The organism is Rhodoplanes roseus (assembly GCF_003258865.1).
GTDB classification, from domain to species: Bacteria; Pseudomonadota; Alphaproteobacteria; order Rhizobiales; family Xanthobacteraceae; genus Rhodoplanes; species Rhodoplanes roseus.
Window position 1 is genome coordinate 1 of the sequence record NZ_NPEX01000521.1, and the last position, 2,068, is coordinate 2,068.

The following is a 2,068-nucleotide window of genomic DNA, read 5'->3' on the forward strand; positions in this document are numbered from 1 at the left end:
GGGTTCGCCGCTTCGCGGCGCCCCGGAATGACCGCCTGATCGACCGTCCATTCGTCCCGCACCTGCGGGTCGGATTCGTCGGCGAGATGCCGGGCGGCGAGCGCGGCGAACTTTTCCGCCGGCAGCAGCCGCGACAGCGCCCACACGGCGGCGCCGCGGACCAGCGGCGAGGCGTCGGCGAGCCGCGCCGTGGCGGCGTCGGCAAGGGCGGGATCGCCGCTGTTGCCGATCGCGATCATCACGTTGCGGACGAGGCGGTCGCGGCCGGTGCGCTTGATGGCGGTCTTCCGGAAGAGCTCGCGGAACGCCGCGTCGTCGAGCGCCGCGAGGTCGGCGAGCGCCGGCGCGTTCAGGACCTCCCGGGCGGCGAGCTTGGCGTCGCGGCCGAGCTGGGAGAACTTGTTCCACGGGCAGGCGGCGAGGCAGTCGTCGCAGCCGTAGATGCGGTTGCCCATGCGCTCCCGCAGCGGGCCGGGGATCGGGCCCTTGTGCTCGATGGTCAGGTAGGAGATGCAGCGCCGCGGATCGAGCCGGTACGGACCGACGAAGGCGTCGGTCGGGCAGGCGTCGAGGCAGGCCCGGCAGGAGCCGCAGCGGTCGTCGGCCGGCGCATCCGGCGGCAGCGGCAGGGTGGTGAACAACGCGCCGAGGAACAGCCACGAGCCGAGCTCGCGCGACACCAGGTTGGTGTGCTTGCCCTGCCAGCCGAGCCCGGCCGCGGCGGCGAGCGGCTTCTCCATCACGGCGGCCGTGTCGACGAAGACCTTGACGTCGCCGCCCGCCGTGGCGACCAGCCAGCGGGCCAGCGCCTTGAGGCGCGGCTTGATCACCTCGTGATAGTCGTCGCCACGCGCATAGACCGAGACGGCGCCGCGGTCGCGCCGCGCCTGCAGGGTCCGCGGATCGTGGCCGGGCCCGTAATTGACGCCGAGCATGACGACGGCCCGCACCTCGGGCCACAGGCCGCGCGGACTCGTGCGCCGCTCCGGCCGGTCGGCCAGCCAATCCATGTCGCCGTGCAGGCCCTCGGCCAGGAAGCGTTCGAAGCGCGCGCCGGCCTCGCCGATCCGGTCCGGCGCAGCGATCGCGACGGCGTCGAAGCTGAGCTTTTCGGCCTCGTCGCGCAGCGCCGGCAGGAGTGCGGAGGGATCGGTCAGAAGTCGAGGTCGGCGTAGGTCTTGGACGGGGCGATTCCGGCATGCATCTCGACCAGCAACGGCCGGAACGAGGGGCGCGACTTCACCCGCGCGTACCAGGTCTTCGCCGATTCGTCCTCGTGCCACGGCACATCGCCCAGATAGTCGACCGACGAGAGATGCGCGGCGGCCGCGAGATCCGCATAGGTCATGCGCGGACCGGCCAGCCAGTCCCGCGTCCGCACCAGCCAGCCGATATAGGCCAGGTGGTAGCGGATGTTCGACAGGCCGGCCCGGATCGCGTCGATGTCGGGCGAGCCGCCGCCCTGCTTCACCGTCATATGACGCTTGAACACCCGCTCCGTCACCAGCGGACCGCTCACCTCGGCGTGGAACTTCTCCAGAAACCACATGGTGAGCCGCCGCACCTCGATGCGGGCCGCCATCTCCTGCGGCAACAGCCGGTGCTCGCCGAGGTCGCCGCCCCGGGTCTCGTCGAGATACTCGGCGATCATCGCCGGGTGGGAGACCGGCGGCCGGCCGTCCTCCACCAGCACCGGCGTGGTCGCGGCCGGATTGAGCACCAGGAACTCCTGGCGCCGCTCCCACGGCCGCTCGTCGGCCAGATGGGGGACGACGCCGTACTCGCCGAGGGCGAGACGGACGAAACGGGACTGCGGGCACAAAGGCTGATGGAACAGCGTCAGCATCATGGGAGAGCAAAAGCCACAAGAAGACCGGCGGCGGGTTCCCGGATCACGGACCACCCGACCGCACCTCGCGCGACCTTGCCGTCCGAACGGCCGGCCGGCAAGCCCTGGTTGGGGACATTCGGGGCCGTGGCGCCGACCACCGCCGGCATTCCGATCACCCTGCCGTGATCGCGCCGCAATGCGTTGAAATCCGGGCGGCCGGCCCGGCCGGGTGCAGGC

General features: G+C 71.9%; 3 protein-coding genes. All 3 read right to left on the reverse strand.

Annotated elements, in window-relative coordinates; genetic code table 11:
• The coding region (gene queG / locus CH341_RS30905) for a tRNA epoxyqueuosine(34) reductase QueG (RefSeq protein ID WP_425376227.1) at positions 1–1,157 on the reverse strand (1,157 nt) is incomplete at its 3' end.
• Complete coding sequence (locus CH341_RS30910; RefSeq protein WP_111423465.1) at positions 1,154–1,846, reverse strand: glutathione S-transferase family protein; 693 nt, start codon at positions 1,844–1,846, stop codon at positions 1,154–1,156. The genes CH341_RS30910 and queG, both read right to left, overlap by 4 nt.
• Positions 1,846–2,068, reverse strand: a 223-nt coding sequence (locus tag CH341_RS35475; protein WP_210208690.1) for a hypothetical protein, incomplete at its 5' end; no start/stop codon positions are given. The genes CH341_RS30910 and CH341_RS35475, both read right to left, overlap by 1 nt.

Coding starts and splice junctions, on each gene's coding strand:
- CH341_RS30910 (WP_111423465.1), bottom strand. CDS start 1,846: ATGCTGACGCTGTTCCATCAGCCTTTGTGCCCGCAGTCCCGTTTCGTC.